The sequence below is a fragment of the Bradyrhizobium sp. B097 genome, assembly GCF_038957035.1.
GTDB lineage: Bacteria > Pseudomonadota > Alphaproteobacteria > Rhizobiales > Xanthobacteraceae > Bradyrhizobium.
The window spans coordinates 5,431,706-5,458,144 of record NZ_CP152412.1; the positions used below are offsets into that span (position 1 = coordinate 5,431,706).

Below are 26,439 nucleotides of genomic sequence, written 5' to 3' on the forward strand. Positions count from 1 at the left end.
GCGTTCTCTTCTCGCGAACGCTCGAAGCGCTGTTAGCCGCGGGTGCGCGAGCGGATCATGAAGCTGTCGAAGGTGTATTCGGCGACCTGCCACCACAGATACTGGTCGGAACGGTACGCCTGCATGGCGTCGATCGACTTCTTGAAATCGGCATTCTTGGCCGAGATTTCGCCCCACAGTTCGTTGGTCGCCTTAAGGCAGGCCTCGAGCACTTCGTTGGTGAACGGACGCAGCTGCGTGCCGCCGGCAACCAGCCGCTTCAGCGCCGAGGGGTTCTGCATGTCGTAGCGCGCAGCCATCCAGGTGTTGGCGTTGGCGGTCGCGTTGGTCAGGATCGCCTGGTAGTTCTTCGGCAGCGCGTTCCACTTTTCGAGGTTGCAGTAGGCGTGCACGGTCGGGCCGCCTTCCCAGAAGCCCGGATAGTAGTAGTACTTGGCGACCTTCTGGAAGCCGAGCTTCTCGTCGTCATAGGGACCGACCCACTCGGCTGCGTCGATGGTGCCCTTTTCCAGCGCCGGATAGATGTCGCCGCCGGCGAGCTGCTGCGGCACCACGCCGACCTTCTGCAGCACCTGGCCGGCAATGCCGCCGATGCGGAATTTGAGGCCCGAGAGATCGGCGACCGTCTTGATCTCCTTGCGGAACCAGCCGCCCATCTGGGTGCCGGTGTTGCCGCAGGGGAAGCCGATCACGCCGAACTTCTTGAAGAACTCGTTGCCGAGCGCCTCGCCGCCGCCCTGGTACCACCAGGAGTTCTGCATGCGGGCATTCAGGCCGAACGGCACCGACGCGTAGATCGCAAAGGTCGGGTCCTTGCCGACATAGTAGTAGGACACGGTGTGGCACATCTCGACCGTGCCGTTGGAGGTCGCGTCCAGCGCCTGCAGGCCGGGGACGATCTCACCCGCCGCGAACACCTGGATCTGGAACTTGTTGTCGGTCATTTCGGCGACATACTTCGCCACCTGGTCGGCACCGCCATAGATGGTGTCCAGCGACTTCGGGAAGCTCGAGGTCAGGCGCCATTTGATTTCAGGCGAGGACTGCGCAATCGCCGGCGCGGCAACCGCCGTCGCGGCAGCACCGGCCGCAGACACTTTCAAAAAATCACGACGCTTCATCGTAAGGCTTCTCCTTGAGGGGCGTTTCCCGGTGATCGCTAGCAGTTCTCCGGCAGGAGGCTTGCAAGCAGAACACTTGCAAACGCCCCGCCGAGGCGCTCTGGGTCGGCCCTTTAACACGGATGACGGCCTCACGGAAACGCGACAATGGCATGACCGCGCCAATTAAACGAAAGTCTGATGGCGCGGGAAATTTGCGGGAAAACGCGGGCTCAGGCTGGGGCGACGACGGCTTGCCGCGGCTCGCGGACCATGTCCCCGTCACGCGGTAAATCGCCGCGTGCGGGCCGCCCGGCCGGCGCTCAACCACCGGGCTCCCGAGGCAATCAGCGCCGCGTCGCCTCTCGCGCCTTCTTGGCTTTATCGGCCAAATGCCGCCCACGCCGGATCCAGCTTTGCGCGGTCGTCTTGCTGACGCCAAAGGTCTTGGCGATCGCGATCGCGGCCTCGCCGATCGAGTCGGATTTCTTCGCAAGGTTGAACGCCGCCCGGGAGGCCTCTTCGCGCTTCTCCCGCGTCAGATGCTTACGGCGTTGTTTGTTTGCTTCGCGTGATGCTGCCATGTCGCTGGTCGCCTCACGGCCCCTCCCCGCATTACGGATACCCGTGCCCGCCTTCAATTGACGGCACGGCGGTACGATTCGGCCAGTGCTGGACAAACATACAGGCCGGACGCGATTCAGCAATCATCCAAGGGCGACAGGCCTGTGAAGAAAGGCCGCGGGGATCCCGGCCTTTGAGGCGCACCGGCTGACCGGGACACCAGCGCGGGCTCAGGCGGCGGCGATGACGCCTTGCAGCTGCTCACGGACCTTGCTGCCGATCGCGCGGTAGATCGCCGCGTGCGGGCCGTCCGGTTCGCTCTCGACCACCGGGTTGCCGGAATCGGAGGCGGCGCGGATGGCGATATGCAGCGGGATCTCACCGAGGAACGGCACCCCGAGCTTCTCGGCCTCGTGGCGGGCGCCGCCATGGCCAAAGATGTCCGAGCGCGTGCCGCAATGCGGGCACTGGAAATAGCTCATGTTCTCGACAATGCCGAGCACCGGCACATTGACCTTCTTGAACATCGCCAGTCCCCGCCGCGCGTCGATCAGCGAGAGGTCCTGCGGCGTCGAGATGATGACGGCGCCCTTGAGCGGGACGTTCTGCGCCAGCGTGAGCTGGGCGTCGCCGGTGCCGGGCGGCATGTCGACGACCAGCACATCGAGCGTGCCCCAGACGACGTCGCGCAGCATCTGGGTGATCGCCGACATCACCATCGGCCCGCGCCAGATCATCGCGGTGTCTTCTTCGACCAGGAAGCCGATCGACATGATCGACAGGCCGAAGCGCTGCAGCGGGATCATCTTCTTGTCGTCGTTGAGCTTCGGCTTCTCGCGGATGCCGGTCAGCCGCGGCACCGATGGGCCGTAGATGTCGGCGTCAAGCAGCCCGACGCGCAGGCCGATGTCGCGCAGACCGAGCGCAAGGTTGAGCGCCGTGGTCGACTTGCCGACCCCGCCCTTGCCGGAGGCAACTGCGATGACGGCGGAGATGCCGGGGATCTCGGCCTGGCGCGCCATCGGCGATTGCGCACCAGGCGGGTGTGGATGTCGGTGCGCGGATGCAGGCGGGACACCGCCGGCCGGTCGCGGCGCGGGCGCCGCACCGCCGGCCTTGCGCTCCGCGGTCAGCGCGATCATCGCGACGCTGACGCCGGGAATGGCACGCACGGCATTCTCGGCCTGCGCACGCACGCTCTCCCAGGCGCGGGCTTCCGCGGCATCGACATTGATCGAGAAGAACACCTTGCCGTCGGTGACCGTGATCGCCGACAGCACATTGGCGTTGGTCAAGGCCGTGCCGCGCGGCGACATCACCTTGGCAAGACAATCGAGAACCTGTTGCTGCGTCACGCTCACCGCGCATCTCCTGGAAAGTTCAAGAGACCTCCCATAGAGCGTTGCAGCGCAAAAGGCTACCTCGCTCCGACGTCGTCCCGCCGCTCGGCCGGCGCTGCGGCGCCACCCTCCTTGGCGGCCTCGTAATTCAGTTCGATCATGACCCCGTTGGGGTCGTTGACGAAGATCTGCCAGAGATCGCCGCCGGGAACCTGGCGCGAGTCGAACTCCATGCCCTTGGACTGCAGCCGCTTCCGCATCCCGTCAAAACCCTGGCTGGCAAAGGCGACGTGATGGACAACGCCCGAGTCAGGCTTCTGCGCCTCGTCGGTCGCGGAAATATCGACCAGATGCACGACCGCCTTGCCCTCGCTGTACATCCACGCACCGGGGAACGCGAAGTTCGGCCGCGCACCCTTTTCCAGGCCCAGAACGTCCTCATAGAACCGCACCGTGGCGGCGAGATTCCGGGTCCGGATATTGAAATGATCGAGCACACCGACGCTCATGCCCATGCGAGACACTCCCTTTTTTGTGAGGTTCTTTGGTGGGCCGATCCTAGCACAAAACCGGGGTCTGCCATCCAACGAAGCCGTTGCCCTCCGCTGCGCAGGGGGTATGGTGCGGCTCCTTCCATGGACGGAATGCCCTGCCCGCCGCGACGTTTTCCGGCGGTCCCAAGGGGCGATCACCACGGCAAATTACAAGGTAACAGACATGGCTAAAGTCGCTTTCCTCGGTCTCGGCGTAATGGGTTTCCCGATGGCGGGACATCTCGTGAAAAAGGGCGGCCATGAGGTCACCGTTTACAACCGGACCGCGGCGAAGGCGAAGGAATGGGCCGACAAGTTCGGCGGCAAGACCGCGCCGACCCCGAAGACCGCGGCCGAAGGCCAGGATTTCGTGATGTGCTGCGTCGGCAACGACAACGACCTGCGCGCGGTCACGATCGGCCCCGACGGCGCCTTTGCCGGCATGAAGAAGGGCGCGACCTTCGTCGATCACACCACCGCCTCCGCCGAGGTCGCCCGCGAGCTCGATGCCGCCGCCACCAAGGCCGGCTTCAAGTTCGTCGACGCGCCGGTGTCCGGCGGCCAGGCCGGCGCCGAGAACGGCGTGCTGACGGTGATGTGCGGCGGCAGCGAAGACGCCTATGCCGGCGCCGAGCCGATCATCACCGGCGCCTATGCGCGGATGTGCAAATTGCTCGGACCGGCAGGCGCCGGCCAGCTGACCAAGATGGTCAACCAGATCTGCATCGCAGGCCTCGTGCAGGGCCTGTCCGAGGGCATCCACTTCGCCAAGAAGAGTGGCCTCGACGTCGCCGCCGTGATCGAAACCATCTCCAAGGGCGCAGCGCAGTCCTGGCAGATGGAAAACCGCTACAAGACCATGAACGAGGGCAAGTACGATTTCGGCTTCGCGGTCGAGTGGATGCGCAAGGACCTCTCGATTGCGCTGGCGGAAGCCCGCCGCAACGGCGCCACCCTCCCCGCCACCGCGCTGGTCGACCAGTTCTATGCCGAGGTCGAGAAGATGGGCGGCAAGCGCTGGGATACGTCGAGCCTGCTGGCCCGGCTGCAGCGCTAGCTCATCGCATTGGCACGGTGACCCGCGTCGGCGGGTCACCGGCCATGCAGCGTCGTCTGGCGAAGGAGAATTCCCCTTTGAAGGTGCGCGCTGCCAAAATATCGAAAACAACCCCATGCAAAGGAGCTGACCGGCCGCCGGCAGTCGATTTGTCAACTTGACATGTCGGGCAAATCAGGGGCACATTTCCATTATTCCGAAATCATGTGGACGTGGCTAGCGTCTGGGGTTCGCAGGCTGTCACACAATAGATGTATGCCGAAACATGCCGCCTTTCGTTGCAGTCCTCGAAAGCCGTGGCTCTCCTCGGACCAACGGCGCGGCGCCTGCACAAAGGTTAATTTAACCTCCGGTTAACGCCTTTCTTTAGCTCTTTAAGGTAACGCTTAATGAATTAGCGTCACAGATAGACAATGCAAAAGGCGCGCGCGGTTCGCGCGCAGGATTTGTGTTGTTGATGAGTAATCCCGCAGAAAAGCCTGAAGTTGTGCAACTTCCGGCAGGACCTCAGGTGACGGTGCCGGTCAACAGCCGGCGCGTCGCAGCACAGCGGGTGCGCGAGGCGCGGGATCGGTTAACGTCAACCAGTGGAACCCGCCCGGCGTTCGACGCCGAACTGCTCCGGCAATACGCCCAGACCCGGATCTCGGCGTCCTACGTCGTGATGCTCCTCGTGGTGGCGACCGGCGTCCTGTTTGGCCTCTGGATGAAGCCGATCGTGGCCGGCGCCTGGACGGTCGGCATCCTCGCTGTCCATCTCGCGATCATCCGCAGTTGCGCCCGCTTCCTCGCCGAGCCGACCTCCGTCGCGGTGACCCGCAAATGGCGGACCCGCTTCGTGCTGCTCGACCTGCTGTACGGCCTGTGCTGGACCGCGATCCTGATCCACCCCGCCGGGCGCGATCTCTCCTCCAACACGCTGATGATGTTCCTGATGCTGCTGGTGATCGCGGTCTCCAGCATGCTGGCGGCGAGCCTGCCGATCGCAGCACTCGCGGCGACCGTTCCGGTGACGGTCGGGATCGCGCTCGACCTCGTGCTCAACGGCGCGTTCGACAATTACGTGCTGGCGCTGCTCGCGCTTGCCGCCGAGGGCTATTTCGCGCTGCTCGCCCACCGCCTGCATTCGACCACGCTGGCGACGCTGGAAGCCCGCGCCGAAAAGGACGCGCTGATCGGCGAACTGGAACAGGCCAAGGCGATCTCCGACGAGGCGCGGCACCGCGCCGAATCCGCCAATGTCGCCAAGTCGCGCTTCCTGGCCCAGATGAGCCACGAGCTGCGCACCCCGCTCAACGCCATCCTCGGCTTCTCCGAGGTGATGAAGAGCGAGATCTTTGGTGCGCACGCGGTGCCGGTCTACAAGGAATATTCCGCCGACATCCATAACTCCGGCGTGCACCTGCTCAATCTCATCAACGAGATCCTCGATCTGTCGCGCATCGAGGCCGGCCGTTACGAGCTGAACGAAGAGGCCGTGGCGCTGGTGCATGTCGTCGCCGACTGCCACCATCTGCTGAAGCTGCGCGCCTCCAGCCGCGGTATCACCATCCACGAGGTGTTCGAGCATGGCATGCCCCGGATCTGGGGCGACGAGCGCGCCATCCGCCAGGTCGTGCTCAACCTGCTCTCCAACTCGATCAAGTTCACCCCGCAGGGCGGCGAGATCTGGCTGAAGGTCGGCTGGACCGCGTCGGGCGGGCAATATCTGAGCGTGAAGGACACCGGAAGCGGCATCGCCGAGGACGAGATCCCGGTCGTGCTGGCCTCGTTCGGCCAGGGATCCAACTCGATCAAGTCGGCGGAACAGGGTGCGGGCCTTGGACTGCCGATCGCCAAGAGCCTGATCGACATGCATGGCGGCACCTTCACGCTGAAATCGAAGCTGCGCATCGGCACCGAGGTGATCGTGACCTTGCCGCCGGAGCGGGTGATGAGCGCGCTGGCGCCGATGACGGAAGAAGCGCCGCCGATGCAGCCGGAGCCCGCCGAGCCCTCGATGGGCGCCGACCGGAAACGTGTGCGCCGCAAGTCCATCATGAGTGCCGGCACCGGATTGTAGAGCATGTCGCGGGTGACGCGGTTTTCGCTGCCAATGAATCCGAGGCGTTCGCGCCGGGACCATGCTCGCGACAAAAAGCCCGGGCGTGATGGCGCATCCCGATTCGACCGACTTGCACCGGCGGCCGAAACGGTTCAACAGTCGAACAATGAGCTCAGAAACGCCGTGTATCGCAGTCTGCATGATCGACCCCAGGACGAAGCTCTGCTTCGGCTGTGGTCGCACGCTTCCGGAGATCGCACGCTGGCACAAGATGGACCGCGCGGAGCGGCTGTCGGCCATGGCGAATTTGCCGGCGCGGATGGCCGAGGCCGGGCTCGAACGCATGGAGCCGCGTCCCAAGCGCGCGTGACCACCGGAGCGACCGGAGCCGTACCGTGACCCGCATCCTCCTTGTCATCGTGCTCTTGATGGCAACCGCGGGCGCCGTTGTCACGTACGGCGATCCCGACCAGATCGCGCGCGCCAGACAGAATCTGACCCAGATCTTCGGCCGCAGCATCGCCGCGCCGGCATCCGCCCCTGCCCCCGCGGTGCAGATTGCGCGCGGTCAGGGCGGCGAGTTCGCGTTCCGCGCCAAGATCAACGGCATCAGCGCACCGATGGTGATCGACACCGGCGCGACCTCGGTCGTGCTGACCTGGGAAACCGCCAAGGCGATCGGGCTGCCGACCGACATGCTCGAATACAATGTCGACCTGGAGACCGCCGGCGGTCACACCAAGGCGGCGCGGCTGACGCTCGATCGTCTCGCGGTCGGCAAGCTGGTCGAGAAATCGGTGCCGGCGCTGGTGGTGCAACGCGGGCAGATGAAGACCAACCTGCTCGGCATGAGCTTCCTCGACCGGCTCGAAAGCTGGAGTGTCCGCTCCGACACGCTGAGCCTCACCGGATACCCCGACGTCACCGGCAGCATCAGCACCTCGGCCCGTCACCGCCGCCCGCGCACAGTTGTCGACTAGCCCTAGCGGTCGTCGTCGTGGATCGACGACGGATGCCGGCACAGCGGCGTGACCTGGATCTCCATGAACGGAAACAGCGGCAGGCTGGACAGGATGTCGTGCAGTTGCTGCGCGCCGGATACGTCGAAGATGCTGACATTGGCGTAGCGTCCGGCCACCCGCCACAGATGGCGCCAGGCGCCGGTGCGTTGCAGCTCCATGGCGCGGGCACGCTCGGCCTGCTTCAGCGCATCGACCTTCTCGGCCGGGAGATCGTGCGGGATCCGCACGTCCATTTCGACGTGAAACAGCATGATGGTGAACTCTCTCTGCGAGGATGAAGCAGCAGCGTGAAAACGGAATGGAGCCGCCGTGCGTTGCGGCGGCTCCATTGATCTCTCTACCAGATCGTCAGCCCTGTCGTCAGCCTTGCACCAGACCGCGGCTGACCAGGTTGATGTCATCCGGATTGATCAGATCCTTCGCCGTCCAACCGGAGACGTCGTAATCGCTCATGCAGTTGCGCACGAAATCCTGCATGGCGCCGAGGTCGCCGGTCGCGCTCGCGGCCATCAGCGTCTCGACGCGAAGGTTCTCGTAATTGCCCGCGTAGTTGCGCTCGTAGAGCTCGTGCCGTCCGCCGAACTCGGAGCCGACCGCGTCCCAGAGCAGCTTGAGCAGCTTGATCCGGTCGATCGCGGCATAGCCGTTGGAGCCGCGCACGAAGCGGTCGAGATAGGGCCTGATTGCCTCGCTCTCGAGGTCGGCCGAGCTCGACGGCAGGTAGATCAGGCCGCTCGCAACATGGCGTTCGATCAGCTCCTTGATCCGCGGATAGGCCATCGGTGCGAACACGCGATAGGCCAGCCCGTAATTCAGGTTGGGCAGATTGTAGCCCTCGGTCCCCTGCCAGGCGATCGGCGATTTCACCATCGCATCCGAAATGCCGTGGAACAGATTGCGCCACGCGATCACCTCGCCCACCGCCGTCTGCACGCCGCGGAAATCCTTGGATCCGGTCGCCTCCACCGCCATCGAGAACAGGCCGGCAATGAAGTCGAGCTTGACGGCAAGCCGCGTCACGCCATGCAGCGTGAAGCGCGGGATGAAGCCCGACGCCGGGAAGAACTGGTTGATCTTGTCGACGTCGCCATAGATGAAGACGTTCTCCCAGGGCACCAGCACCTTGTCGAACACGAGGATCGAGTCGTTCTCGTCGAAGCGGCTGGACAGCGGATAGTCGAACGGCGAGCCGGTCGCAGCCGCCGTGAACTCGTAGGACGAGCGGGCGATCAGCTTGACGCCCTTGGCGTCCATCGGCGCCGTGAAGATCAGCGCGAACGACTTGTCCTTGATCGGGATGCCGTAGTGGGCGATGAAATTGTAGTGAGTCAGCGCCGAACCGGTCGCAACCACTTTCGCGCCCGAGACGATCAGGCCGGCGTCGGTCTCCTTCTCGACATGCATGAAGACGTCACGCACGTCCTCGATCGCGCGGTCGCGATCGATCGGCGGATTGACGATGGCGTGATTCCAGAAATCGAGCCGCTCCTGGGTCCGGGCATACCACCTCTTCGCATTGCCTGCGTACTCGCCATAGAAGCCCGAATTCGCGCCCAAGGTCCCAAGGAACGCCGCCTTGTAGTCCGGCGAGCGGCCCATCCAGCCGTACGCAACCTTCTGCAATTCGGCGATCGCATCGCGGCCCTTGATCAGATCGTCGGCCGTGCGCGAGCCCAGGAAGAACGGATGGGTCAGCTGTCCGGAGCCGGTGTCGGTCAGGACGCCGATCTGACCCTTCTTTTCGTGGAAGCGGTCGTACCAGCGCGCCACCATCCGCGCCGAATTGCGGAAGGCCGGATGCTGGGTAACGTTCTTGACACGCTCGCCGTAGATGTAGATCTCCCGGCCGTCCTGGATGCTGTCCAGGAATTCCGCACCGGTATAGACGCTGGTGGTTGACGCAGGCACATCGGCCCGCAGGGCAGCTGCTGTAGTCATGGGTTTCTCCTCCGCTTGTGTCGTTGGACCGGCGGGCGTTGCCACACCGGCCCGGACCATCCCGTCACGCTCTTGGTCGGCGTGACATCGGAGGAAAAGCTACGCGCCCAGCCTGCGCGGGCGAAAGGTATCACACCATACCGCGCGCACCGCCGCCGCTCGGGCTATGACTCAGGTGGCACGGACCAGACGGCAATGATCGTCCGGCCGATGCGGCGCCGCAGCTGACGCTGCACGGCAAGGGAGCGAACCATGGGCAAGGGTTTTGACAGCGCTGCTGTCGCTTTCCATCGCGATGGAGAATTGGCCCTCGACGCCAGCGTCGTGACCATCGGCGCGTTCGACGGCGTCCACCGCGGCCATCAGGAACTGCTCCGGCAGACCATTGCGGCAGCGCGACGCCGCGGCATTCCGGCCGTGGTCTACACCTTCGATCCGCCGCCGAAGGTATATTTCGGCCAGGCCGAGGCGCTGATCTCGCTGCACGAAAAGCTCGAGCGCATCGCAACATTCACACCGGACCATGTCATCGTCGCCGATTTCAACCAGATCTATGTCCGGCGCACCGCGGCTGACTTTCTCGCCGAGTTGCAGCTTCTGCAACCGCGTGAGGTGATCGTCGGCGAGGATTTCCGCTTCGGGTCCTGCAAGGGCGGCACCGCGCAGCTGCTGCGTCAGCACTTCAACACGCGCATCCTGCCGCCGGTGCGCTGCGGCAAGGGCGAGATCGTCTCCAGCAGCCGGATCCGCACGCTGCGGCGATCCGGCCTTGCGGCCGCCGCGTCGGCGCTTGAAAATTGGCGAGACATCGTGACCGCGTCGCCAGCCAACCGATCCGCCCAACTCGAGGTCATCAACCCATGACCGCCATCGATCCGCGCGAGCTGCGCAATGCCTGTGGCCAATTCGGCACCGGCGTCACCATCATCACCACGCATTGCGAGGGACGCGACCATGGCATGACGGCCAACGCCTTCATGTCGGTTTCGCTCGATCCGCCACTGGTCGCGATCTCGATCGCGAAAAGCGCGAAGATGCTCTGCAACATCCAGAACACCGGCCGCTTTGCGGTCAGCATTCTGGCTGAGGGAATGGAGGATCTTGCCTGGCATTTCGCGGGCAAGCCCAGGCTCGACCTCTGCGACGTCTTCGAACGCCGCAACGAGCTGCCCGTCATCGCCAACGCTGCAGCTTACTTCGTGACCGATCTTGCGGATGAGATCGTCGCGGGCGACCACACCATCTTTCTGGGGCACGTCCGCGAGATGTCGCTGGAGCCTGGCAAAAAGCCGCTGCTGTTCTGCCGCGGCCGCTTCGGCGGCCTTGCCGATCCGCACCCGGCGCCCGCGATGCTGGAGAATGCGGCTTACGAATTTGTCTGGTGAGACCGCCAGGAGATATTCCCGAAAACGGGGATGCAAGTTTGATCCAAACTGCAAGAAAAGGAGGAAACGACCATGCTGAACGTCAACAAGGACACCATCACCGACCACGTGATCGCCGCGCTCTCGAACGACATTCCTGATCGCAACCGTCAGATCATGACGAGCCTGATCCGCCACATGCACGCGTTCTGCAAGGAGGTCGACCTGACCTTCGCCGAGTGGTTCGCCGCCTGCGAATTCCTGCGCCGCGCCGGCGACATCTCGGACGAGAAGCGCAACGAGTTCATCCTGATCGCCGACATTCTCGGCGTCGAGGTGCTGGTCGACATGCTCGACCACCGGGTCACCGATGGTGAGAGCGAGTCCACCGTGCTCGGGCCGTTCTATCGGGAGAACCCGCCGGTGCTGCCCAAGGGCGCCTCCATCATCAAGAAGACGTTCGACAACGCGCAGACCGTCAAGGTCAGCGGGCGCATCAGCGATACCGCGGGCCGGCCGATCGAGGGCGTCACCATCGACGTCTGGGAAGACGCGCCGAACGGGCTCTATGACCTGCAAGACCCCGAGCAGCCAGCCTATAATCTGCGCGGGCGGTTCACCACCGACGCCAACGGCGAATACGCCTTCGTGGCGCTCCGTCCCGAGCCCTACCCGATCCCCTATGACGGCGCCGGCGGCGAGCTCTTGAAATACATGGGCCACCATCCCTGGCGCCCGGGCCACATTCACTTCATGCTGTCGAAGGACGGCTATCAATCGCTGATCTCGCAGATCTACGATTCCGAGACCAAGTATCTCGACAATGACTCGGTGTTCGCCGTGAAGCAGAGCCTGATCGGCAAGTTCGCCAAGGCGCCGGCCGGCGCCGACACCGATCTCGTTCTCGATTTCGACTTCAAGCTCAAGAAGGCGGCGGTCGAGCGCCTCGTCGCGGCCGAATGATCCACACCACGCCCTGCCAGGCCGGGAAGGCCTGGCAGGGTTCACTTTGAACTGACCTGCGAGGACCTATGAGTCGTGCCGTGATCGAAATCGCCGAGCCCGTGGAGCAAGTGCGGAACTTCGCAAGGGACACTGCGATCCGCAGTATCCGCGCCACCATCGTCGAAGCGCCGACCCGCCGGCGGCACAAGCTTTCGAACACGGAGGTCACGCATCAGGGCTACGTTCTGGTGCGCGCGCTGCTCGACAACGGCGTGACGGGCATCGGCGAAGCCTCGACGCTCGGCGGACCGCGCTGGGCCGAGGAGAGCGTGGAATCGATCAAGGCCGCGGTCACGAATTACCTGGCGCCGGCGCTGCTCGGGCAGCCTGCCCTCGCCTTCGAAGCCAATGCCTTGCGCATGAGCAAGGCCGCGACCCGCAATTTCGCCGCCAAGGGCGCCATCGAATCCGCCCTGCTCGACGCCGCCGGCAAGACGCTCGGCCTCCCCGCCAGCGCGCTGCTCGGTGGTGCAGTTCGCCAGCGCATGGAAGTGATCTGGGCGCTGGCCTCGGGCGACAGCGGCCAGGAACTGGAGGAAGCAAAGGAGAAGCTGCGCCGCCGCGAACATCGTCAGTTCAAGATCAAGTTCGGCTTCAACCGCCCACCGGCCGATCTGAAGCGGTTGCAGACGCTGCGCGCCGGCCTCGGCGACGAGGTGCGCCTGATCGTCGATGTCAACCAGGGCTGGACCGAAGCCGAATGCATCCGCTTCATGCCTGCGCTGGAGGAACTGGACGTCGCGCTGGTCGAACAGCCGGTGTCGGCACTGCAGCTGGAAGCCATGGCGCGTGTCGCGGCGCGCACTTCCATTCCGTTGCTTGTCGACGAAGCGGCCTTCACCAAGGAGGAAATCGCCCGCGTCGCCACGATGGGTTGCGGCAGCGTCTATTCGCTGAAGCTCGTGAAGAGCGGCGGCCTGTTCGAGATGAAGCGTGCCGCCGCGGTCGCCGGCGCCCACGGCCTCGAGCTCTACGGCGGCTGCCTGCTCGAGAGCAGCATCGGCGCGGCCGCGCATCTCGCCGCATTCGCCACCCTGCCCAGGCTCGAATGGGGAAGCGAGCATTTCGGCCCGCGGATCCTCGTGGAAGACCTCGTCGTCAACCCGATCAGATTCGACGCGTTCGAGATCTGCGTGCCCGATGGCCCGGGCCTCGGCGTCGAGGTCGACGAGGACAAGATCCGCGCCTTCGCCCGGAAGGACTAGCCAGATGACGTCGTCCGCGCGGACAATTGACAATCCAGGGATGCCCGCACAGTCTTCCCGCCGGAACCACCGTCTCGATCATGCGCCGATGACCACGCGATATCAAACCCGGCAGGCCTTTCCCGCAGCTTCCGCGGAAGCGCGCGGACAAACGCTCGGCTGACCGTGACCGATCGCGACGACGTCATGGATCTGAGGCGACTGGTCTACTTCGTCGCCGTCGCCGAGGAATTGCATTTCGGCCGCGCCGCATCACGGCTCGCGATCGCCCAGCCGCCGCTCAGCCGGCAGATTGCGCAGCTGGAGAGCGATCTCGGCGTCGTACTCATCGACCGGAGCCGAAGCCAGATCCGTTTGACCCAGGCCGGCAGCGTTCTGCTGGAACGTGCGCGCGATGTGCTGGAGCGGCTCGATCGGACGCACCGCGAGATCAAGCGGATCGGCGAAGGCTTTTCGGGGCACCTGCGCGTCGCCTTCGTCGGATCGGCGACCTATGGCGTGCTGCCCAATGTGATCAAGGCGTTTCGCTCGGCCTATCCCGACGTCGAGCTCGCGCTGTCGGCGATGAACAACGCCGAGCAGAAGCGCGCGGTGATCCAGCGCGAGATCGATATCGCCGTCGCCCGGCCCTCGCTCGACGACGAGGAATTGAAGTCGGAGCCGCTGCTGCAGGAGCCGTTGATCCTCGCGCTATCAGACACCTCGCCCTTGCTCGAGCAGCAGGTCACGCGGCTGACTGCGCTGAAGGCCGAGACCTTCGTGCTCTACCCGCGCAAGCCGCGCCCGAGCTTCGCCGACCACATCCTCAATATCTGCCTCGAAGAGGGCTTCATTCCGAAATCGCAGGTGCTGGCCCAGGACTATCAGACCGCGATCAGCCTGGTGTCGGTCGGCGTCGGCATCGCGCTGGTGCCGCAATCGGTCTCGCAGGCGGACCGGCCCGGTGTCGCCTATCGCGCCTATGAGGGACATAATCCCGGCACCGCGCTGTCGCTGAACTACCGGCGCGACAACCGGATGCCGCACCTCTTCAACTTCCTGAAAATCGCACAAGACGTCGTGCGGCGTCAGCGCAAGCAATAGCCTCAGGCCGCGACCGCCGCAGGCGCGCGGTCGTCGACGCGTGCGATCGCCTCGCGCAGCACATCGGTCCCGGCGCCCGGCCGAACGCCGTTCTCCGCGAGATGCCTGCGGAAGGCGCGCGCGCCTGGCACGCCGTGGAAAGCACCGACGAAATGGCGCGTGATCGAATGCAGCCGCGTGCCTTCAGCCAGTTGCCGCTCGATATAGGGCAGCATCGCCGCGAAGACGTCCTTCATCGTGGCGTGCGGCGGCGTTTCACCGAACAGCTCGGAATCGACGGTCAGCAGCCGCCACGGCTCCTGATAGGCCGCCCGCCCCAGCATCACGCCATCGACCTGTGCCAGATGCTGCTTCGCTTCGGCGATACTCGTGATGCCGCCGTTGATGATGATGGGCACGTTCGGCAGCACCGCCTTGAGGCGATAGACGCGATCGTAGTCGAGCGGCGGGATGTCGCGGTTCTCCTTAGGCGACAATCCGTTGAGCCAGGCCTTGCGCGCGTGCACGACGAGCGCATCCGCGCCTGCGGCAATCACGCCGCGCGCCAGCGTATCGAGCGCGACTTCCGGATCCTGGTCGTCGATGCCGATCCGGCACTTCACCGTGACGGGAATCTTCACCGCGCGCTTCATCGCCGCAACGCCCTCGGCAACCAGCGCGGGCTCCGCCATCAGGCAGGCGCCGAACCGGCCGTCCTTCACCCGATCGGACGGACAGCCGACATTGAGATTGATTTCGTCATAGCCGAAGTCCTCGCCGATCTGCGCGGCAGTCGCGAGATCGCGCGGATCGGAACCGCCGAGCTGCAGCGCCACCGGGTGCTCGCTGGCATCGAAGCCGAGCAACCGCGCCCGGTCGCCGTGGATCACCGCACCCGTCGTCAGCATCTCCGTATAAAGCCGCGCCCGCCGCGACATCAGGCGATGGAAGACCCGGCACTGCCGGTCGGTCCAATCCATCATCGGGGCCACGGAAAAGCGATAATCTTGCGATTTCAATGATTTACCTTATGCTTCAATGGGATGAAACACGAACGTGTGCACTCCAAACTAGCCGAATTTGCACACGTTTGTACCCGTTTTGACCTGCCAGTGCACACGTAGCGCACACGATTTGGGGAGTGCACACGACCGTGGCCAGTTTCACTCAGTTGCCGTCCGGGAGTTGGCGTGTCCAGGTCCGCCGCAAGAACCGCTATGTGGCGGAGACCTTCCGTCGCCGTAAGGATGGCGAGGAATGGGCGCTCGACATTGAGCGCAATATCGATCGCTGCGGGTCACCCAGGCCCCGAGCCGCTGTAAAGGCCAAAACCTTCGGCGACATCATCGATCTTCATATCGAAGACATGCTCGAAGTCGGTCGTCCTCCCCGCCGATCCAAGGCGGCTGTCCTGGAGGCTCTGAAGGAGGATCTCGGAACCGTAAAGCTTCCCCGTCTCGACCGTGAGAGGTTGATCGAATACGGCAGGAAACGCGCGAAGGAAGGTGCCGGCCCAGCTACCCTTGCAATCGATATGTCGTTCATCAGAACCATCGCAACGCATGCAGCAGCTGTTCACGGAATCGAAATTTCTGCCGAAGAGGTGCGCTTGGCACGTTTCGCGTTGAAGCATTTAGGTCTCGTCGGAAAGTCCGATGAGCGAGATCGACGTCCCACTCAAGATGAGCTCGACGAGCTCATCGAATATTTCGAGAGCAATCCGCGACAGGTCATCCCGATGGGCCGCATCGTCCGATACGCCGTTGCAACCACAATGCGGCAAGAGGAGATTTGCCGGCCTGACTGGCCGGACGTCGACATGGCGAAGCGGATTCTCACGATCATGGACCGCAAGGATCCGAGAAAGAAGGATGGTAACAATCAGAAAGTCCCGCTTCTCAATCTGACCGGCTATGACGCCTGGGAAATCATGCTCCAGCAGCGCATCATCACCAAAGGACAGGGGCGCGTATTCCCGTATAATCACAAGTCAGTAAGCGCGGCATTTACGCGCGCCTGCGACGAGTTGAAGATCGAGGATCTGCATTTTCACGACCTGCGGCACGAAGGTACAAGCCGCTTGTTCGAAGCTGGGCTCACGATCGAAAAGGTCGCGCTGGTCACCGGTCACAAAGATTGGCGCACGTTGCGGCGCTACACGAAATTGAGGCCCGAAGAGCTTCACAAGCTGCAAACTAAGCCACAGCCAACTCTGGAAGAGTATCTCCGGACACTAGATACCGTACAGGCGTAGATCAGGATTGTCGTTCGGCCTGCGAAGAGCTGGCACCGCCGATTCTCATTTTCTTGAATGCCGCGTCGGTGTCGATAAATGCTTGCAGCATAAACGGAATCAAATCCGCAATTTCCTCTCGTGTGCCGTACGTCTGCGCATAGAAATCGGCGTACTCACGTAGGTGCTTGGCTAGGCTTGGCGCAAGTACGAGATTCATTTTCACCGGAGTTCGGTCGGGCAGCTTCGCGAGCTTCATCTCTCACCTACCCTTAGCCACTGCCTGAACATCCCGGTAGGGTTTCAATACCAGATCCTTCGAAACAATCACCCGCAGCGGCCATCCCGGTCGCACCGTGATCGTCGGCTGCACGTCGAGCTGGCGTTCCACCAGTCGTTGACCAGCACGATTGGTCGTCTGCTGCGTGCTTTCCCGCAGTGCCTTCACGAGATCGCTCTCGTCATGACCGATCGATAATTGCGTCCCTACTCCGATCAGTGTCGCCAAGGCCACGCCCTTGAGCAGTTGCCAGGTATGGAAGTCCACCTCATCCTCGAGCCCGGCGTAGCCCGCAACATCAGTAGCTGGAAGGTTCTCGATCACCATGGAATTGCCATTCGGCAGGACTAGGCGCGTCCAGACGACAAGCGCCCGCTTCTGGCCGAAGGCTACCACGCTATCGTATTTGCCGATGAGCCGCGTCCCCTGTGGCACGAGCAGATGCTCGCCCGTCACGGTGTCGTAGACGTTCTCCGTGACCTGAGCGATCGTGGCGCCGGGCAAATCCGAGTTCAGCCCCGTGACCAGGCTCGCTGGTATAATCGTCCCCGCCATCACGGCGTAGGTGGAGGGCGCCGGCAGAAGCGCATGCGGATTAATGGTCTCGGTGTCAGCTTTCGCTCCCACAAAGGCGAGCTTTCGCGCCTGCGACGAGGGCACGATCTCGTCTGACCGATCGAGCATCGCCCGCGCAGCTTTCGCGAGCTCAGCCGCGGACGGCCCAGGATCGGCTGCCTGTGGCCGGAAGGAGGACGGTGGGCTGACGGCCACTTCCGTAACATCAGCGCGTCTGCGCTTGTCCTGCTTTTCCGACAGACGGAAGAACAGGCCCGACTCCCTTGCCTGTTGCGCGACACGCACCTGGCGAATGCGTTCGGCTCTCTCGGCATCCTCTTCCGGGTTGGTGCGGAAGCCTGGATCCGATGATGACGCGGTGCCGACTTTCTTTTCATTCTCGGCAAAAGCCCGGCCGATATCGCCCGGAGATGGCGGTCCAAGCCGCGGCGTTGACGGCGATAGCTCTTCGTAAGATTTGGGCAGCTTGCTCAGCCCCTCCGCTGTTTGCTTCCGGTCTGTGTTGTATAGCTCTGGCCGGTCCGCCTGCTTCAATGACCGCAGCGGCCGGAGCGCCAAGATCGTCGCACCGGCAATGAACAATGCAGCGACCGCGCATCCGATCATGAGTGCGCGCGTGTTCAACCGGCGAATAGGCCGCGGCCGTGCCCGCAGCTCCAGAGGCTCCGGCGGCTCCCGATCCACCCCGCTTGTCATGAGGCACTCCCGGCGTTGACGGCTTGCGACACCGGCCGCGCATCAATGCGGATGATCCGGACGATGCGCTGGGGATCCTCGCCCAGACGGAGCTCGGCGGCGCCAAACATGCGGTCAACAACGTAGTAGGTGCCCCGGACGCGATAGTTCACAAGATTTGGACGACCGTCGGCGCCTGCAACAAACAAGGGCGGCGCCTCGCCCTGCGACAGGCCTGATGGCATCTGGATGAAGACCTTGCGGCCATCGTCGAACGCCCGCAGGGGTCGCCATGGCGGATCATCGCCTTCGATGCGGTAGCGGAAGTTAAGGCTGTCGAGCCGAACGCCGCGATCGGCGACCCGTTCCTCGTTTGCCTGGGCGGTCGCGTTCTGCTTGTGAAGGGCAACCAGAGTATCCGTCGGATATGTCCAGGAGATCGAAGCCATATAGGTCTGCTTGGTCGAGACGAGCTCTAGATGGTAGGCGCGCCGGTCGGTCAGGATCACCAGATTGGTCTGGACATCCGGAAGCGTCGGTTTGACGAGGATATGGACCCGCCGGCTGCTACCCTGACCGCTCGAGGTATCGCCGACCACCCATCGAACGGTGTCGCCCGTGGAGACGTCGATCAGTTCCTCACCAGGCTGAAGCGCGATAGTCGAGACCTTCTCGGGGCTGGCATAGAGCCGATAGAGGGCCCCTTCAGTCCACGGATAGACCTGAATCGCGTTGATGTAACCGGCCCGGGTCGGCTCCATCCGCGCAGCCTTGTTCGCCTTGGCAATCGCCTGCTCAGGCGGCACCTTTTCTTCCTTGGCGCCCTTCTTCGGATAGGGCTTGAGCTGGCCAGGCAATGGCAGGACCTTGGGCGCCTCGACAATTTCGACGGGCTTCGGCGGATCTGCCTCCGGGAGCGCTTGCTCGAATGTCAGCTCATCATAAGGTGCTTCGAGGTTGAGCTTTGTGGCGCATCCGCAGAGCACAAGCGACAGGACCAGGACGCTGGCCGACGCGAGCTTGGTTGTGGCAGCAGAATTCATTTGGCGTCTCCGATGAGGTCGCGCGACCAGTTGAGGGAATGAACGTAGAGGCCGAGCGGATTCTTGCGCAGCGTCTCGGCGTCCGCCGGCGGTTTGAGAACCGTGGTGACGAGACCAGTGAATCGCTCGGTCCTGGCGATCGTGCCGTTCTCGAAAGCGTTCTCCTTCCAGCGGATTTCGAAGCTGTCGCCGGATGCACGCACCACCGAGGTAACTTCGGCGGTGACGGTCCTCGAGCCGATTTTCGCGAACGGATCGGTTTCTCGCGCGTAGTCGTTCAGGGCTTGCGCGCCGCGATCGGTGACGAAGTCGTAGGCCCGCAGCCAATTCGTGCGGACAATCACGGGGTCGATCGACAACGAACGAACGTTCTCGATGAACCGCGCCAGAAAGTGCGCGATCTGCGCATCCGAGGGCTGATACGCTTCCATCGCAGGTCCGACGGCGCGGACCTCGCCCAACCGGTCGACTTCGACCACATAGGGGACGACGCCTGAGCGGGCGATCACGGTGAGCAGCGCTAACCCGAGAACACCGGACACAGCGGTGATGCCCAGCGCCGCGAGCCGCCAATTGCTCGCCTGAACTCGCGCGGACCCCAGCCGCTCGTCCCAGACCTGGCCCGCTTTCTGGTAGGGCGTCACGGGCTCTGGCGTCTCTCCGTAGCGAACGGATACGCGTTGAAAGGGATGACCGGCCATGTGTCAGTCCTCCCCGAGCTTCGGACCCGAGGAATGACCGCCCTTGTCCCCATCCTTCAGGGTATGGGCAGCAATCTGCGCTGCCTCCCGGGCGTGCAGTGCCGAGGCCGCAACGCGCGAAGAGCCGGGGGCCGCGGCCCCGCTCGCTGCTCCGACGCTTCCGACCGCAGACGGCTCGGCAGCGGCAGCATGTGCTGCACCGCCGCCGACCGACGATGCTCCGCCCAGCGACGCCGCGGAACGGACCGCTGTCATCGACCCACTCGCGGCCATGCGGAGCCCGCCCACAGCAACCGCGCCGCCTCCGATCGCAACAGCAGCCGCACCAGCGACTGTACCCGCCGCAGACCCGGCCCCCAATTGAGGCGCACCCGACACAAGGCCGGCGGCAATGCCCGGACCAAAGATTCCAAGTCCAAACAGGGAGAGCGCCGCAAGCAGCAAGCTCATGGCCGACGCAATATCGACCGGTCGCGTCAGCGTGCTTGCGAGTTGACCGAAGATGGTCGAACCGATGCCGACAATGATCGCCAGCATCATCACCTTGACGCCGGAGGCTACGACATTGCCGAGCGTCTTTTCGGCGAGGAATGCAGTCTTGCCCCAAAGCGCGAACGGCACGAGGATGAAGCTCGCAAGTGTCGTCAGCTTGAACTCGATCAGCGTGACGAAGAGCTGAACCGACAGCACGAAGAACGCGAGCACGATCACGATCCAGCAGAACAAGATGATCAGGATCGTTGGCAGGTTCGTCAGCACATCGAGGCCGGAAAACTGGCTCACCTCTTCCAGAAGCGGATGCGCTGCAGTAAACCCGGCGGCGGCAACGAAGCCCGGCCGGGCCAAATCAGCCGCGCTCAATGTGCCGCCTGACGCTTTCAGGCCGATTCCCGAAAACGAGTTGAAGATGATGTTGGCAAGGCTCTTGAAGTTGCCGATGATGAAGGCGAACGCACCGACGTAGAGGATCTTCTTGGCAAGCGTCACCAGGATCTGGTCGTCGGCCCGCATGCTCCAGGCAAGTCCGGCAAGCGTGAGATCGATGACGACGAGTGTCGAACTCAGGAACGAAACTTCGCCCGACAGAAGACCAAAGCCCGAGTCGATATAGCGCGAGAAAGTCTCGGTGAAGCGATCGATGACGGAGAGATCAGCCATGGCGCCCTCTCCTATCTGCCGCCGGCGTAGGCATGGCCATCGCCGATGAAGCGGATGAAGCGCTCCTGGGCGGCCGCCGCGGATGCGCGCTCCTCGGCCGCCCTCAACGTGTCGGCGCGGGCCTGGGTCGCCAGCAGCGTCTGCATCTGCATTGCTTGCTTGATCTGTAGAGCCAGCAACTCGTTGCCGGACTGCTGGGCCTGCAAGGAGCCGACCGCGGCTGACGAATTAGTCATCAGCGTGCGAAGCGTCTGGCCGTCCTGGTCCAGGTTACTGACGATGGCCGACTGCATCGTCAGCGCCTGCTTGAGCCCCTCATAGCTGTTGTTCCAGCGTGCGGTTGCATCCAGCACCATCCTGTCCGACGTTGTCGCGGCGCCATACTGACGAGGATAGAGCTGCGCAAAATCCTGCTGCGTCCTCTGAACGTCGAACGAAATGCCTTTCGCTTGAGCGATCAGGCTGTTCATCTGACTGATCGTCGAGGTCAGCTGACCGACGACGCTGGTCGGAAGGCTCGCCAGATGCTTGGCCTGATTGAGAAGCGACTGGGCCTGATTTTCGAGGCTCCTGACCTGGTTGTTGATCTGCTCCAACGTGCGAGCGGCAGTCAGAAGATTCTGGCCGTAGTTTGAGGGGTCGAACACGATATCGAATGCCCCAACCCGTCGCGATCCATTCACGGCGACGACTATAGATAGTGCTACGGTCACGAAGATTCTTGTAGTTGTACGCGCAGATAAGCGGCCGATACTTTCGAGCATAGGAAACTCCAAAGATTGAGGTCGGGTCAGGCCCTGTGGGCCTGTTCAAAGGTGCTGATCAGATTGGCGGCCCAGTGCAGATCGCGTTCAGCGAAATAGCGCTCGGCAAAATGGTAGGGCCCCGAGCGGGCTAAGACCTCGTCAATGGCGCGCTGATCCTCCGGCGAGGACGCCCCGACGAGCGCAAGCGCGGCCGGTCCAAGACCAAGTTCGAACAGGCGGTTGCCGGCACGCGACTGCAGGTAGTAGTCGCGCTTGGGAAAGGCCTCGGCGATCAGGCGCACTTGCGTGTCGTTCAGGCCGAAGCGCCGATAGGTTTCGGTCTGGGTCGGCTCAAGGGCACGGGGATTGGGCAGGAATATCCGGCTCGGACAGGACTCGATGATCGCGGGCGCAATCTCGCTCTCCGCGATATCGGCAAGCGATTGAGTGGCAAACACCACCGCCACATTCTTCTTGCGCAACGTCTTCAGCCATTCACGAATCCGGCTCGAGAACAATGGATCGTCAAGGAAGACCCAGGCTTCATCGAGCACCAGCAAGGTCGGGCGCCCATCGAAACGCGCCTCCAGAGTGTGGAAGAGATAGGTGAGCACGGGTGCGACCAGCACCGGCAGCGCCATCAGCTCTTCCATTTCGAAAGTCAGGACGTCGGCACTCGAAAGGCGGTCGGCGTCCGCATCGAGGAAACGACCGTAAGGTCCCTCCAGCGTATAAGGCTGAAGCGCCTGACGCAGGGCGTCTCGTGCGAGCAAGGCCACAAGCCCCGTCATCGTGCGCTGGGAGACCGGCGCCGTACCGAGGCTCTTGAGCGCCGACCAGAGGGTCTCCTTGACCTCGGGCGTCACGCTGACGCGCTCGTGGGCAAGCACGCCGCAGAGCCAGTCGAGCGCCCAGAGCCGCGCGCCCTCCTCGGCTACATCCTTGAGCGGCTGGAACGCGATGCCACCCTTGGCCCCGAGCTCGTACCACGCACCCGACAGCGCAAGGGTCGTGGCGCGAGCGGAACGGCCCTTGTCGAATATGATCAGCTGGGCATTCGGATAGCGCCGAAACTGCAAGGCCAGCATCGACAGCAACACCGACTTGCCGGCGCCAGTCGGGCCGACGACGATGGAATGCCCGACGTCGCCGGCGTGCAGCGAGAGCCGGAACGGCGTCGCCCCCTTGGTCTTGGCGATCAGAAGTGGCGGCCCATCGAGATGCTCGCATCGCGCCGGTCCGGCCCACACGTCCGACAACGGGCACATGTGAGCCAGATTGAGCGTGTGCACGATGGGTTGGCGAATATTCGCATAGGCCTGCCCCGGCAAACCGCCGAGCCATGCCTCGACCGCATTGACGCTTTCCCGGATCGTGGTGAAGCCCCGGCTGTTGATCACGCGTTCGACGAGGCGGATCTTGTCGTCGGCGGCACGCGCGTCCTTGTCGCTGACAGTGACGGTCGTCGTGATGTAACCGAATGCCACGAGATCGTCGCCGAGCTCGGTCAACGCGGTGTCCGCGTCAGCCGCCTTGTTGCTGGCGTCCGTGTCCACGAGCGCGGCCTGTTCGTTGAACATGACCTCCTTCACGATCGCTCCCAGTGATTTGCGCTTGGCAAACCATTGGCGGCGATACCGAGATAGCGAAGCATGCGCCTGCGTGCGGTCGAGTGGCAGAAATCGCGTGGCCCAGCGGTAGGCAACGCCGAGCCGGTTCAGCTCATCCAGCAACCCAGGAAAGGTCACGTGCGGGAAGCCGAGCACGGTCAGCGCACGAAGGTGGCTTCGGCCGATCGCCGGCGACAATCCACCGGTCAGCGGTTCGTCGCTCAGAAAACAATCCAGATAGGCCGGAATCTCAGGCACGGCGACCGGGTGCCGCTTGGTCGAGACGCAGCTATGCAGGTAGGTCAGTGTCTCCCCGTCATCGAGCGGCCGGATCTCGGGAAGGACCGAAGACAAGAGATCGATCGCCCGGTCCGTCTCCTGGACAAAGCGCTCGAGATGATCGCGATAGCTGTGCTCCCGCGATGACCGAGGCTGACCAGCTTTACGAGCAGTCGTGGAGACCGATTCATCCGGCCGGGCGCCCTCATGCCGAGGCGCGGAAGCCTGCTGCCTATGCCGCCTACGCCGTGACGACCCCACGCCCCGGTTGTCTCGCGAACGCTCGAGGAACAATCCTTCCAGCCGCGACACGCGCTCGGCCGGCGGCAAATACATCAAAGTGAGGTGAAGCACGCTCTCAAAATGCTGACCGCGCGGACGTGACGGATCGTCCCACGATGCCTCGGACGCACTTTCGAAGGCGGCCCGCCGTTCCTCATCGACAAGCCACGACACCGCGTCGGGAAAGCGTGAGCGCGGATATTCCGACGCCGGAATCCGCGTGGCGTCGAAGAATAGCGCCCAGCCCGAGCCAAAGCGCTTCAGAACGTTGTTCACCCGCGAGACCACGCTCATGAGCTCGGCCTCGGTCGCACTATCGAGATCCGGGCCCCGGTAGCGCATGGTGCGTTGAAAGCTGCCGTCCTTGTTCAGGATCACGCCGGGCGCGATGAGGCATGCCCAGGGCAGCCAGTCGGCCAGACGATAGGCATGGGAACGGAATTCTCTCAAATTCAGCATGCGAGCCACCCCTTGTGCTTGGTGTGACGGATTGCGACCTCGACAAAGGCGGGATCGCGCCTGGCGAGCCACACCGAGATGGTGTGACCGACGATCCAGAGCACGACGCCTGCGAGCCAAAGCCGCAGGCCAAGCGCCAGCACCGCCGACAAGGTGCCGATCAGGATGGCCGCGGAGCGCGGCGCGCCACCGATCAGAATGGGCGCGGTCAACGAGCGGTGAAGCACGAGTTCGAAGCCATCGGGACGCATCAGATCAGTGCTCCGCCGCCGAAGGAGAAGAACGACAGGAAGAAGGAGCTTGCCGCGAAGGCGATGGAGAGGCCAAAGACGACCTGGACCAACTTGCGGAACCCACCTGAGGTGTCACCGAAGGCGAGCGAAATGCCGGTCACCGTGATGATGATGACAGCGACGATCTTGGCGACCGGTCCCTGCACCGACTCCAGGATGCGCTCAAGCGGCGCCTCCCACGGCATGCCTGAGCCTGCGGCGTGTGCGACCGAAGCGGAGAGGAGTACGCATGTGACGCCTGCTCCGAACCCGATGAAGAAGCGCCTGTGAGCTCGACGAAAGCGGAAGCGCGCCGTTGAACGCGTCAAAACAGCCATGTTGTACTCTCCGTGCGGGTCAGGGACGATGGGAAGTGTTTGGAAGCCCAGGCGGGGTCTCCAGGAGGTAATCGCCGGAAGGATCAAGGCCCTTGAGCTCGGCGACCGCCTCGATCCGGCGCGCGGGGCCCCGTCCCCTGATGAAAACGACAAGGTCGATCGCCTCGGCGATGAGGCGGCGCGGCACGGTGGCTACCGCCTCCTGGATCAATTGCTCGATCCGATAGAGCGCAGCGCGCGCCGAGTTGGCGTGAACCGTGGCGATCCCGCCGGGATGTCCGGTATTCCAGGCCTTCAGCATGTCGAGGGCTTCGGCGCCCCTCACCTCGCCGACGATGATGCGATCGGGGCGCAGGCGAAGCGTGGAGCGCACGAGATCGGCGAGGCTCGCGACGCCCGGCTTGGTGCGGAGCGTGACGACATCCTTGGCCTCACAGTGCAGCTCGCGGGTGTCCTCGATGATGACGATGCGCTCATCAAGGAGCGCAATCTCCGCCAGCAGCGCATTGGCAAGTGTCGTCTTGCCCGATCCGGTGCCGCCCGCAACCAGGATGCTACGGCCCTCGACGACCGCCGCCGCCAACACCTTGGCCATCAGGGGCGAGGCAATCTGCGTCCTGACGTAGTCGGAGAGCAGAAAAGTCGTCGTTGCGGGCTTGCGGATGGCAAAGCACGGCGCAAGCGAGACCGGCGGCAGCACGCCTTCGAACCTTTCACCGGTTTCGGGAAGCTCGGCCGAGATGATCGGGAAGGATGCACTCGCCTCGGCCCGAACGTGGCTTGCGACCAGACGGATGATCCGCTCCGATTCCTGCGGCGTCAGAATGACGCCGGTATCCGCGCGTCCAGACCGATGCCGCTCGAGCCAAAGCCTGCCGTCGGGGTTGACGATCACCTCGACGACCTCGGCCTCTTCCAGGGCCAGCGCGATCGCCGGTCCCATCGCGGTCCGCAACATCCCGCGGCGGCGCTCGCGGGTTTCGGGCGAGAGAAGGTCAGACATGGCCGGCCTCCTCTCGCCCCGCCGGAGACGGCTCCGGCTGCTGGCCCGTCGCGTGGTGCGAGCGGGATTCTGTTGTTGTGGTCTGTGCCTTTCCGGCGCCGAGCGGCGCGCCCTCCTCCAGATGCCGCATGAACAGATCCGGATTTGACGTCGAGACCTGTTCCATGACATCGGCCACGAGCCGGCCGCCGGAGGCGATCCGCTTGCCGACCTGCGCGACGAACATCTCGAACCGCTCGCGCCCCAGCGCACGCGCGGCATCCTGGTCTCCGGCCGGCAGCGGCGGCGTGATCGTCAGGTAGTAGCGAACGAACAGTGCAAAGGTTTCTGCCATGATCGAGAGATCACGGTCCGCGCGATCGAGCTGCCGGCTCATCCGGTCGAGCCGGCGGATCAGGGCCGCGTCCCCGCTCGCGTCCCGCTCAGGATTGAGAAAGCGGTCGAGGGCGGCGTCGACGATCGCCGACTTGTTGGTGCCGGGCCGCCTGGCCGCGAGCTCGAGCCGCTGCGCCACGCTATCGGAGACATAGGCGGATAGTTTTGGTTTCAT

The 26,439-nt window shown here is 63.8% G+C and carries 28 protein-coding genes; 10 read left to right on the plus strand and 18 right to left on the minus strand.

Annotation, left to right across the window (positions count from 1 at the left end; translation table 11 throughout):
• Positions 1 to 32 precede the first annotated feature (32 nt).
• The 4 genes from AAFG07_RS25690 to AAFG07_RS25705 all read right to left on the minus strand — a co-directional run bounded on the left by AAFG07_RS25690 (position 33) and on the right by AAFG07_RS25705 (position 3,519).
• Positions 33 to 1,121: a TRAP transporter substrate-binding protein gene (locus tag AAFG07_RS25690; protein ID WP_097672506.1), complete on the minus strand. Its 1,089-nt coding sequence runs from the start codon at positions 1,119 to 1,121 to the stop codon at positions 33 to 35.
• A 326-nt stretch (positions 1,122 to 1,447) separates the two neighbouring features.
• The gene (locus AAFG07_RS25695) at positions 1,448 to 1,741 is read right to left on the minus strand and encodes a hypothetical protein (RefSeq protein WP_342722625.1); all 294 of its coding nucleotides are present in this window, start codon (positions 1,739 to 1,741) and stop codon (positions 1,448 to 1,450) included.
• 153 nt (positions 1,742 to 1,894) lie between these two features.
• Complete coding sequence (locus AAFG07_RS25700; protein WP_342722626.1) at positions 1,895 to 3,025, minus strand: P-loop NTPase; 1,131 nt, start codon at positions 3,023 to 3,025, stop codon at positions 1,895 to 1,897.
• A 56-nt stretch (positions 3,026 to 3,081) separates the two neighbouring features.
• Entirely contained in the window at positions 3,082 to 3,519 is a 438-nt protein-coding gene (locus AAFG07_RS25705; RefSeq protein ID WP_021082301.1) for a VOC family protein, read from the minus strand.
• 202 nt (positions 3,520 to 3,721) lie between these two features.
• Between AAFG07_RS25705 and AAFG07_RS25710 the strand changes: the two genes are divergently transcribed.
• The 4 genes from AAFG07_RS25710 to AAFG07_RS25725 all read left to right on the plus strand — a co-directional run bounded on the left by AAFG07_RS25710 (position 3,722) and on the right by AAFG07_RS25725 (position 7,618).
• Positions 3,722 to 4,594, plus strand: coding sequence for an NAD(P)-dependent oxidoreductase (locus AAFG07_RS25710; RefSeq protein ID WP_342722627.1), 873 nt, complete (start codon positions 3,722 to 3,724; stop codon positions 4,592 to 4,594).
• 457 nt (positions 4,595 to 5,051) lie between these two features.
• Positions 5,052 to 6,656, plus strand: coding sequence for an ATP-binding protein (locus AAFG07_RS25715; protein WP_342722628.1), 1,605 nt, complete (start codon positions 5,052 to 5,054; stop codon positions 6,654 to 6,656).
• Positions 6,657 to 6,804: 148 nt separating this feature from the next.
• The gene (locus AAFG07_RS25720) at positions 6,805 to 7,008 is read left to right on the plus strand and encodes a DUF1289 domain-containing protein (RefSeq protein ID WP_342722629.1); all 204 of its coding nucleotides are present in this window, start codon (positions 6,805 to 6,807) and stop codon (positions 7,006 to 7,008) included.
• Positions 7,009 to 7,033: 25 nt separating this feature from the next.
• A complete protein-coding gene (locus AAFG07_RS25725) occupies positions 7,034 to 7,618 on the plus strand; it encodes a TIGR02281 family clan AA aspartic protease (protein ID WP_342722630.1) in 585 nt (194 codons plus the stop codon).
• A gap of 2 nt (positions 7,619 to 7,620) precedes the next feature.
• Here the strand turns inward: AAFG07_RS25725 and catC are convergent, their stop codons facing one another.
• Both catC and AAFG07_RS25735 read right to left on the minus strand, forming a co-directional pair.
• A complete protein-coding gene (gene catC / locus AAFG07_RS25730; protein WP_342722631.1) occupies positions 7,621 to 7,911 on the minus strand; it encodes a muconolactone Delta-isomerase in 291 nt (96 codons plus the stop codon).
• A gap of 109 nt (positions 7,912 to 8,020) precedes the next feature.
• Positions 8,021 to 9,598 (minus strand): 4-hydroxyphenylacetate 3-hydroxylase N-terminal domain-containing protein, encoded by a 1,578-nt coding sequence (locus AAFG07_RS25735; protein WP_342722632.1) that lies wholly within the window; start codon positions 9,596 to 9,598, stop codon positions 8,021 to 8,023.
• 252 nt (positions 9,599 to 9,850) lie between these two features.
• Between AAFG07_RS25735 and AAFG07_RS25740 the strand changes: the two genes are divergently transcribed.
• The 5 genes from AAFG07_RS25740 (at position 9,851) to AAFG07_RS25760 (ending at position 14,255) form a co-directional block, all read left to right on the plus strand.
• A complete protein-coding gene (locus AAFG07_RS25740; protein ID WP_342722633.1) occupies positions 9,851 to 10,462 on the plus strand; it encodes an FAD synthetase in 612 nt (203 codons plus the stop codon).
• Complete coding sequence (locus tag AAFG07_RS25745) at positions 10,459 to 10,983, plus strand: flavin reductase family protein (RefSeq protein WP_212315237.1); 525 nt, start codon at positions 10,459 to 10,461, stop codon at positions 10,981 to 10,983. The genes AAFG07_RS25740 and AAFG07_RS25745 overlap by 4 nt, the downstream gene beginning before the upstream one ends.
• A gap of 72 nt (positions 10,984 to 11,055) precedes the next feature.
• Positions 11,056 to 11,925: an intradiol ring-cleavage dioxygenase gene (locus AAFG07_RS25750; protein ID WP_176532048.1), complete on the plus strand. Its 870-nt coding sequence runs from the start codon at positions 11,056 to 11,058 to the stop codon at positions 11,923 to 11,925.
• Between the two features lie 68 nt (positions 11,926 to 11,993).
• Complete coding sequence (locus AAFG07_RS25755; protein WP_342722634.1) at positions 11,994 to 13,172, plus strand: muconate/chloromuconate family cycloisomerase; 1,179 nt, start codon at positions 11,994 to 11,996, stop codon at positions 13,170 to 13,172.
• 186 nt (positions 13,173 to 13,358) lie between these two features.
• Positions 13,359 to 14,255 carry a LysR family transcriptional regulator gene (locus AAFG07_RS25760; RefSeq protein ID WP_342722635.1) on the plus strand — a complete coding sequence of 299 codons (897 nt, stop codon included), beginning with the start codon at positions 13,359 to 13,361 and terminating at the stop codon, positions 14,253 to 14,255.
• Positions 14,256 to 14,257: 2 nt separating this feature from the next.
• On the opposite strand, the gene dusA is transcribed toward AAFG07_RS25760, so the two are convergent.
• The gene (gene dusA / locus AAFG07_RS25765) at positions 14,258 to 15,217 is read right to left on the minus strand and encodes a tRNA dihydrouridine(20/20a) synthase DusA (RefSeq protein WP_342722636.1); all 960 of its coding nucleotides are present in this window, start codon (positions 15,215 to 15,217) and stop codon (positions 14,258 to 14,260) included.
• 170 nt (positions 15,218 to 15,387) lie between these two features.
• Between dusA and AAFG07_RS25770 the strand changes: the two genes are divergently transcribed.
• A complete protein-coding gene (locus tag AAFG07_RS25770) occupies positions 15,388 to 16,488 on the plus strand; it encodes a site-specific integrase (protein WP_342722637.1) in 1,101 nt (366 codons plus the stop codon).
• 1 nt (position 16,489) lies between these two features.
• Here AAFG07_RS25770 and AAFG07_RS25775 read toward each other — a convergent pair whose 3' ends face one another.
• From AAFG07_RS25775 to AAFG07_RS25825, 11 genes are all read right to left on the minus strand, one after another.
• A complete protein-coding gene (locus AAFG07_RS25775; protein ID WP_342722638.1) occupies positions 16,490 to 16,726 on the minus strand; it encodes a DUF2274 domain-containing protein in 237 nt (78 codons plus the stop codon).
• A 3-nt stretch (positions 16,727 to 16,729) separates the two neighbouring features.
• A complete protein-coding gene (locus tag AAFG07_RS25780; RefSeq protein ID WP_342722639.1) occupies positions 16,730 to 18,019 on the minus strand; it encodes a TrbI/VirB10 family protein in 1,290 nt (429 codons plus the stop codon).
• A complete protein-coding gene (gene trbG, locus AAFG07_RS25785) occupies positions 18,016 to 19,041 on the minus strand; it encodes a P-type conjugative transfer protein TrbG (protein WP_342722640.1) in 1,026 nt (341 codons plus the stop codon). The genes AAFG07_RS25780 and trbG overlap by 4 nt, the downstream gene beginning before the upstream one ends.
• Entirely contained in the window at positions 19,038 to 19,742 is a 705-nt protein-coding gene (gene trbF / locus AAFG07_RS25790) for a conjugal transfer protein TrbF (protein WP_342722641.1), read from the minus strand. Before trbF ends, trbG begins: the two co-directional genes overlap by 4 nt.
• A 3-nt stretch (positions 19,743 to 19,745) precedes the next feature.
• On the minus strand, positions 19,746 to 20,900 hold the full coding sequence (gene trbL / locus AAFG07_RS25795; protein WP_342722642.1) for a P-type conjugative transfer protein TrbL: 1,155 nt from the start codon (positions 20,898 to 20,900) through the stop codon (positions 19,746 to 19,748).
• Positions 20,901 to 20,911: 11 nt separating this feature from the next.
• Entirely contained in the window at positions 20,912 to 21,664 is a 753-nt protein-coding gene (gene trbJ / locus AAFG07_RS25800) for a P-type conjugative transfer protein TrbJ (protein ID WP_342722643.1), read from the minus strand.
• A 26-nt stretch (positions 21,665 to 21,690) separates the two neighbouring features.
• On the minus strand, positions 21,691 to 24,276 hold the full coding sequence (trbE, locus tag AAFG07_RS25805) for a conjugal transfer protein TrbE (RefSeq protein WP_342729241.1): 2,586 nt from the start codon (positions 24,274 to 24,276) through the stop codon (positions 21,691 to 21,693).
• Positions 24,270 to 24,527, minus strand: a complete 258-nt coding sequence (locus AAFG07_RS25810; RefSeq protein WP_342722644.1) for a VirB3 family type IV secretion system protein — start codon at positions 24,525 to 24,527, stop codon at positions 24,270 to 24,272. The genes trbE and AAFG07_RS25810 overlap by 7 nt, the downstream gene beginning before the upstream one ends.
• Positions 24,527 to 24,823: a TrbC/VirB2 family protein gene (locus AAFG07_RS25815; protein WP_342729242.1), complete on the minus strand. Its 297-nt coding sequence runs from the start codon at positions 24,821 to 24,823 to the stop codon at positions 24,527 to 24,529. The genes AAFG07_RS25810 and AAFG07_RS25815 overlap by 1 nt, the downstream gene beginning before the upstream one ends.
• 82 nt (positions 24,824 to 24,905) lie before the next feature.
• A complete protein-coding gene (trbB, locus tag AAFG07_RS25820; protein WP_342722645.1) occupies positions 24,906 to 25,889 on the minus strand; it encodes a P-type conjugative transfer ATPase TrbB in 984 nt (327 codons plus the stop codon).
• Positions 25,882 to 26,439 carry a CopG family transcriptional regulator gene (locus AAFG07_RS25825; protein ID WP_342722646.1) on the minus strand — a complete coding sequence of 186 codons (558 nt, stop codon included), beginning with the start codon at positions 26,437 to 26,439 and terminating at the stop codon, positions 25,882 to 25,884. Before AAFG07_RS25825 ends, trbB begins: the two co-directional genes overlap by 8 nt.

What these genes read in the sequence shown, in the direction of transcription:
- AAFG07_RS25690 (WP_097672506.1), bottom strand. Translation starts at nt 1,121, where the DNA reads ATGAAGCGTCGTGATTTTTTGAAAGTGTCTGCGGCCGGTGCTGCCGCG.
- AAFG07_RS25705 (WP_021082301.1), bottom strand. Translation starts at nt 3,519, where the DNA reads ATGGGCATGAGCGTCGGTGTGCTCGATCATTTCAATATCCGGACCCGG.
- AAFG07_RS25710 (WP_342722627.1), top strand. Translation starts at nt 3,722, where the DNA reads ATGGCTAAAGTCGCTTTCCTCGGTCTCGGCGTAATGGGTTTCCCGATG.
- AAFG07_RS25715 (WP_342722628.1), top strand. Translation starts at nt 5,052, where the DNA reads ATGAGTAATCCCGCAGAAAAGCCTGAAGTTGTGCAACTTCCGGCAGGA.
- AAFG07_RS25720 (WP_342722629.1), top strand. Translation starts at nt 6,805, where the DNA reads ATGAGCTCAGAAACGCCGTGTATCGCAGTCTGCATGATCGACCCCAGG.
- catC (WP_342722631.1), bottom strand. Translation starts at nt 7,911, where the DNA reads ATGCTGTTTCACGTCGAAATGGACGTGCGGATCCCGCACGATCTCCCG.
- AAFG07_RS25735 (WP_342722632.1), bottom strand. Translation starts at nt 9,598, where the DNA reads ATGACTACAGCAGCTGCCCTGCGGGCCGATGTGCCTGCGTCAACCACC.
- AAFG07_RS25740 (WP_342722633.1), top strand. Translation starts at nt 9,851, where the DNA reads ATGGGCAAGGGTTTTGACAGCGCTGCTGTCGCTTTCCATCGCGATGGA.
- AAFG07_RS25745 (WP_212315237.1), top strand. Translation starts at nt 10,459, where the DNA reads ATGACCGCCATCGATCCGCGCGAGCTGCGCAATGCCTGTGGCCAATTC.
- AAFG07_RS25750 (WP_176532048.1), top strand. Translation starts at nt 11,056, where the DNA reads ATGCTGAACGTCAACAAGGACACCATCACCGACCACGTGATCGCCGCG.
- AAFG07_RS25755 (WP_342722634.1), top strand. Translation starts at nt 11,994, where the DNA reads ATGAGTCGTGCCGTGATCGAAATCGCCGAGCCCGTGGAGCAAGTGCGG.
- AAFG07_RS25760 (WP_342722635.1), top strand. Translation starts at nt 13,359, where the DNA reads ATGGATCTGAGGCGACTGGTCTACTTCGTCGCCGTCGCCGAGGAATTG.
- dusA (WP_342722636.1), bottom strand. Translation starts at nt 15,217, where the DNA reads ATGATGGATTGGACCGACCGGCAGTGCCGGGTCTTCCATCGCCTGATG.
- AAFG07_RS25775 (WP_342722638.1), bottom strand. Translation starts at nt 16,726, where the DNA reads ATGAAGCTCGCGAAGCTGCCCGACCGAACTCCGGTGAAAATGAATCTC.
- AAFG07_RS25780 (WP_342722639.1), bottom strand. Translation starts at nt 18,019, where the DNA reads ATGACAAGCGGGGTGGATCGGGAGCCGCCGGAGCCTCTGGAGCTGCGG.
- trbG (WP_342722640.1), bottom strand. Translation starts at nt 19,041, where the DNA reads ATGAATTCTGCTGCCACAACCAAGCTCGCGTCGGCCAGCGTCCTGGTC.
- trbF (WP_342722641.1), bottom strand. Translation starts at nt 19,742, where the DNA reads ATGGCCGGTCATCCCTTTCAACGCGTATCCGTTCGCTACGGAGAGACG.
- trbL (WP_342722642.1), bottom strand. Translation starts at nt 20,900, where the DNA reads ATGGCTGATCTCTCCGTCATCGATCGCTTCACCGAGACTTTCTCGCGC.
- trbJ (WP_342722643.1), bottom strand. Translation starts at nt 21,664, where the DNA reads ATGCTCGAAAGTATCGGCCGCTTATCTGCGCGTACAACTACAAGAATC.
- trbE (WP_342729241.1), bottom strand. Translation starts at nt 24,276, where the DNA reads ATGCTGAATTTGAGAGAATTCCGTTCCCATGCCTATCGTCTGGCCGAC.
- AAFG07_RS25810 (WP_342722644.1), bottom strand. Translation starts at nt 24,527, where the DNA reads ATGCGTCCCGATGGCTTCGAACTCGTGCTTCACCGCTCGTTGACCGCG.
- trbB (WP_342722645.1), bottom strand. Translation starts at nt 25,889, where the DNA reads ATGTCTGACCTTCTCTCGCCCGAAACCCGCGAGCGCCGCCGCGGGATG.
- AAFG07_RS25825 (WP_342722646.1), bottom strand. Translation starts at nt 26,439, where the DNA reads ATGAAACCAAAACTATCCGCCTATGTCTCCGATAGCGTGGCGCAGCGG.